Consider the following 5060-nt stretch of genomic DNA (forward strand, 5'->3'; position numbering starts at 1 on the left):
GCGCTGGCCCGGCTCGCCCGCCGCATCGACACGGCCGAGGCGACGGCACGCTGGGAGCGGGCGCTGGCCGCTCCCCCGCACACCGGCCCGCCCGCCTGGGCGCACGCCGACCTCTCCCCGGGCAATGTCCTGGTCGCCGGGGGCGGCAGGCTGAGCGCGGTGATCGACTTCGGCTGCGCCGGGGTGGGCGATCCGGCCGTGGACCTGATCGCGGCCTGGAACCTGCTCCCCGCCGCCGTCCGGGGCGTCTTCCGCGACGCGGTGGGCGCGGAGGACGCCGAGTGGGCGCGCGGCCGGGGCTGGGCACTGTCCATCGCCCTGGTCCAGCTCCCCTACTACTGGCGCACCAACCCGGTCCTGGCGGAGAACGCCCGGCACACGATCGGCGAGGTGCTCGCCGAGAGGGCGTGACCGGGCGTCGGTTCCGGTCACTCGCCCGCGTACGCCTTCTCCAGGGCGGCGAGGTCGAGCTTGCCCATCTTCATCATGGCGCCGAAGGCACGGGCGGCCTTCTGCGGATCGGGGTCGTTGGTCATCTCGAGCAGCCGCTCGGGGCAGACCTGCCAGGAGACCCCGTACTTGTCCTTGAGCCAGCCGCAGGGGCCGCCCTCGCCGCCGTCCTCGGTCAGCCGGGTCCAGTAGTGGTCGATCTCCCGCTGGTCGGCGCAGAGGATCATGAACGAGACGGCCTCGCTGAACGTGAACTCGGGGCCGCCGTTGAGGGCGACGAACTTCTGGCCGTTGGCGGTGAACTCGACGGTGAGCACGGTCCCGGCCTCACCGGGGCCGGCCTCGCTCCAGTGGGTGATCCGGCCGATGCGGGAGTCCTTGAAGACGGAGACGTAGTAGTGCGCCGCCTCCTCGGCCTGGCCGTCGAACCAGAGACATGTGGTGAAACCACCGTGGGACATGGGGACCTCCTGTACGGGTCGCGGCGCCGGTCGCGCGCTCACCTGTACCGACCGGTCCCCGGCCCCGTACTCATCGCTCGCGGGCCGATAAGATCGAGCCACTTCGGCGATTTCGAGCCACGTCGAAATTCGTCTGCATGCGTCGCGTGACCGGGGGTACCCGGCCCGTGAGAGAAGACGTGCATGGGGCGGGGTTTTCCGGGTAGCCGGGGACCACGCGGCAACCGTGGCCTCGGGCAACCGGGGCTCACGGGAGCAGTCGTCGAACCGTGACTTACGTGGGAGAGGTTAATGGACACCGCCGTCGGCATCCGGTCGCAAGCAGAGGTCGCGGACAAGGCCGCGCAGGACATGACGGACGAGGAGACCCTTCCTGGTATCGCGGACCCCGCGTCCGTCGCTCCGCGGGACGCGCGGGCGCTGTCCCGTCAGTTCTTCCGCCGGCTGGCGGAGCTGGAAGAGGGCACGCACGAATACCAGTACGCGCGCAACACCCTGATCGAGATGAACATGTCGCTGGTGCGCTTCGCCGCCGGGCGTTTCCGGGGCCGGGGCGACGACATGGAGGACATCGTCCAGACCGGCATGATCGGTCTGATCAAGGCGATCGACCGGTTCGAGATCTCGCGCGAGGTGGAGTTCACGTCCTTCGCGCTGCCTTACATCGTGGGTGAGATCAAGCGTTTCTTCCGTGACACCACCTGGGCGGTGCACGTGCCGCGCCGGCTCCAGGAGCTGCGCGTGGAGCTGGCCAAGGCCCGCGAGGAGCTGTCGAGCCGGCTGGACCGCGACCCGACCGTGGCCGAGCTGGCCACGCTCATGAACATCACCGAGGAGCAGGTCGTCGAGGGCCAGCTCGCCTCGAACGGCTACAACTCCAGCTCGCTGGACGCCGCCCTCACCGGCGACGGCCGCGAGGACGGCGAGGCGGTCCTGGCGGACTTCATCGGCGTCGAGGAGGAGGGCCTGCAGCTGGTGGAGGACTTCCACGCCCTCGCCCCGCTGATGGCCGAGCTGAGCGACCGCGACCGCCAGATCATCCACATGCGGTTCGTGGAGGAGGCCACCCAGGCCGAGATCGGCGAGAAGCTGGGCTGCTCGCAGATGCACGTCTCCCGCCTGATCAAGCGCATCATCGCGCGGCTGCGCCAGGGCATGCTGGGCGAGCTGGGCTGCGCCTGAGCATCACACTCCGACCCCTTGACGTGGAAAAGGGCGGTCCGGTTCGGCCGGGCCGCCCTTCTTCATGCCTTCTTCCACCGCAGCCGGACGTGTGAAGGGCGGTTTCCGGACACACGAAGACGCCGACCGGATCACGGTCGGCGGTCATCATTGCTCCGGAGGGGTGTGAAGCGCTGCGCTCAGCCGTCCAGCCGGATCAGGGCACGCACACGCTTCCCCACCGGTACGCGGTCCACGGTGATCTCCGAGGCGACGGCGCGCACGATCTCCAGACCATGATGGCCCACCCGCTCGGGGTCCTTGGGGAAGAAGCGCGGCAGCGCCACACTGCTGTCGTACACCGAGACGCTGACCGCGCTGTCGGTGCCCTCCAGCTCCAGGATGTACGGGCCTCCGCTGTGCCGGTCGGCGTTGGTGACCAGCTCGCTGACGACCAGCAGCACCTCACCGCCCGTGCGGCTGTCCACGGTGGCGCACCACTCGGTCCGCAGTTGCTCCAGGAAGCGCCCGGCGAAGGCCCGCGCGTCGGCGATGCATCCGGGTTCGCCGGTGTAGTGCGCCGCACGCCGAAGGGGTTCCACGGGTACGTCGAAACCACTCGGTATCACTGCCACTGCCACGCCCAGGTGTTCGGTCATGGTGTCTCTCTCGAAATGCCCGGTACGGCCGGTCGCCTGTTGCCTGTGATGCTCGTACCCCGACCCGGCCGACGCATTCCACCCAATGCCCTCGCTGTGTGCGGAGACCTGCCGGGCCGCTCGCGGCTGGACCGGGCCCGCGGTCTCGCGCTCAGGCGACGGGGACGACGAAGGCGGGTACGGTGCGCTGCATGCGCAGGGCGTCGATCGACTCGGCGAGGAGTTCGTACTCCGTGGTGTCGTCGCTCGCGGCGATCCGCACCAGGCGTCCGCCGGCCAGTTCGTCCGCGACCAGTTCCTGCCGGGCGTCGTCGGAACACCAGGCCCGCAGCAGGGTGGGGACGTCGGCCACGGAGTCCGGGACGGGGACGAGGGCGCCCGCCGGGATCTTCTCGCCCTCGGGACTGGGGTCCAGCCGTTCGGCGATCCAGGAGGCGCGGTCCCGCAGCCACCACAGGGCGAGCGCGAGGGTGGGCGCGCGGTAGGTGCCGAGCGGTACGCCTACCCGCTGACCGCCGCAGATCCCGTATGCGGTGACATGGCACAGGAATTCATCGTGCACGATCACTCCCCCGTTGCCTCGCCGGTGTGCCGACCGGTCCCTCTCTTATCCGTGCGGCTCCTGTGCGGTGAAGTGCCCCTGGCATTTTGAGTATCGCCACAATGGAAACACTGTCACCATGTCTTTCCGGCCACTCTCCTGGCATATGCGATGCCCTGATTCTGGCCGAATCATGTAAGGCGCGGGACCGCCCCGCATTAGTTGGCGGATTATCGACCGTGGGCGGCGCACCGAGGCCCTGCCCGCCAGTCCTTGAAAGGCAAGAGCCCAGGGGCGGGGGTCCCCTGGGCTCTGCGGCGGCTCCGCTGCGGCTCCGCGGGCGGGCGTGGCAGGAATTCAGCGCCGCGCGCACCGGAATACGCGGAGAAATTGTGAAGGCGGAAAAAACTTCTGCCCTCCGCCGCTACTGTTCCGGCGAGTTCAAGTCCGCACGGCGGCGTCGATTCGGGCCAGGTCATCCTTGTCGAATTCCAGATTCCGGATGGCGCCGACGCTGTCTTCCAGTTGCCTGGTGCTGCTCGCCCCGACAAGAGCGGAAGTAATCCGTCCGCCCCTCAGTACCCAGGCGAGCGCCATTTGAGCCAGGGTCTGGCCGCGCGAGGCGGCGATCTCGTTCAGGGCGCGCAGCCGGCCGACGAGGTCCTCGGTGACGGCGTCGGACCGCAGGAACGGGCTGTCGCTCGCGGCGCGGGAGTCCTCGGGGATGCCGTCGAGGTACCGCCCGGTGAGCAGGCCCTGCTCCAGCGGGGAGTAGACGATCGAGCCGACCTGAAGTTCGTCCAGGGTGTCCAGCAGCCCCTCCTCCTCCGGGCGCCGGTCCAGGAGGGAGTAGCGCGGCTGGTGGATGAGGAGCGGGGTGCCCAGCTCGCCCAGGATGCGTGCCGCCTCGCGGGTCTGCTCGGCGGAGTAGTTGGAGACGCCGACGTAGAGCGCCTTGCCCTGCTGGACCGCCGAGTGCAGCGCGCCCATGGTCTCCTCGAGCGGGGTCTCGGGGTCGAAGCGGTGCGAGTAGAAGATGTCCACGTGGTCCAGGCCCATCCGCGTCAGGCTCTGGTCGAGCGAGGACAGCACGGACTTGCGCGAGCCCCACTCCCCGTACGGGCCCGGCCACATCAGATAGCCGGCCTTGGTGGAGATGACCAGTTCGTCGCGGTACGGCGTGAAGTCGGCCTTCAGCGCCTCGCCGAGCGCGGACTCGGCGGCGCCGGGCGGCGGGCCGTAGTTGTTGGCCAGGTCGAAGTGGGTGATCCCGAGGTCGAAGGCGCGGCGCAGGATCGCGCGCTGGGTCTCCACCGGCCGGTCGGGGCCGAAGTTGTGCCACAGGCCGAGCGACAGCGCGGGGAGCTTCAGTCCGCTGCGTCCGGAGCGCCGGTAGGGCAGGTCGGCGTAGCGGTCGGGGTGGGCGGTGTACAACGCGACTCCATAAGGGGTTGGCACACGGTCTTCCCGGCGCCGGACACGGCGGTGTCCGGCAGCCTCCCCCAACTCTTCCCCGGAGCGCGGTCAGCGGTCCAACAGAAGAATCCGATGGATTTCAGCGGCTAGGCTTCTCAATCATGGAACTGCGTCATCTCCAGCATTTCGTCGCGGTCGCCGAGGACCAGCACTTCACCCGTGCCGCCGAGCGGCTGATGGTTTCCCAGTCGGGACTCTCGGCGTCGATCCGCGCCCTGGAGCGGGAGCTGCGCGCACCGCTGTTCGTGCGCACCACGCGCCGGGTGACACTGACGGAGGCCGGCCGGGCGCTGCTGGTGGAGGCCGAGCGCA

7 protein-coding genes are annotated in these 5060 nt (G+C 69.5%); 3 read left to right on the forward strand and 4 right to left on the reverse strand.

Translation table 11 applies throughout. The features are described 5' to 3' along the window. Positions 1–411, forward strand: a 411-nt coding sequence (locus CCN33_RS23555; protein ID WP_167387926.1) for a phosphotransferase, incomplete at its 5' end; no start/stop codon positions are given. A gap of 17 nt (positions 412–428) precedes the next feature. Here the strand turns inward: CCN33_RS23555 and CCN33_RS23560 are convergent. Continuing rightward, entirely contained in the window at positions 429–911 is a 483-nt protein-coding gene (locus CCN33_RS23560) for a VOC family protein (RefSeq protein WP_086695506.1), read from the reverse strand. A gap of 291 nt (positions 912–1202) precedes the next feature. On the opposite strand from CCN33_RS23560, the gene CCN33_RS23565 reads away from it, so the two are divergent. Next, positions 1203–2093, forward strand: a complete 891-nt coding sequence (locus tag CCN33_RS23565) for an RNA polymerase sigma factor SigF (RefSeq protein WP_086695507.1) — start codon at positions 1203–1205, stop codon at positions 2091–2093. 179 nt (positions 2094–2272) lie between these two features. Here the strand turns inward: CCN33_RS23565 and CCN33_RS23570 are convergent, their stop codons facing one another. The 3 genes from CCN33_RS23570 to mgrA form a co-directional block, all read right to left on the reverse strand. Beyond that, a complete protein-coding gene (locus tag CCN33_RS23570; protein ID WP_086695508.1) occupies positions 2273–2731 on the reverse strand; it encodes an ATP-binding protein in 459 nt (152 codons plus the stop codon). A 151-nt stretch (positions 2732–2882) separates the two neighbouring features. Next, entirely contained in the window at positions 2883–3293 is a 411-nt protein-coding gene (locus CCN33_RS23575; protein ID WP_086695511.1) for a hypothetical protein, read from the reverse strand. 420 nt (positions 3294–3713) lie between these two features. Continuing rightward, entirely contained in the window at positions 3714–4706 is a 993-nt protein-coding gene (mgrA, locus tag CCN33_RS23580) for an L-glyceraldehyde 3-phosphate reductase (RefSeq protein ID WP_086695509.1), read from the reverse strand. A 143-nt stretch (positions 4707–4849) separates the two neighbouring features. Between mgrA and CCN33_RS23585 the strand changes: the two genes are divergently transcribed. Next, positions 4850–5060, forward strand: a 211-nt coding sequence (locus tag CCN33_RS23585; protein WP_140394640.1) for a LysR family transcriptional regulator, incomplete at its 3' end; no start/stop codon positions are given.

The organism is Streptomyces recifensis (assembly GCF_002154615.1).
GTDB lineage: Bacteria > Actinomycetota > Actinomycetes > Streptomycetales > Streptomycetaceae > Streptomyces > Streptomyces griseoluteus.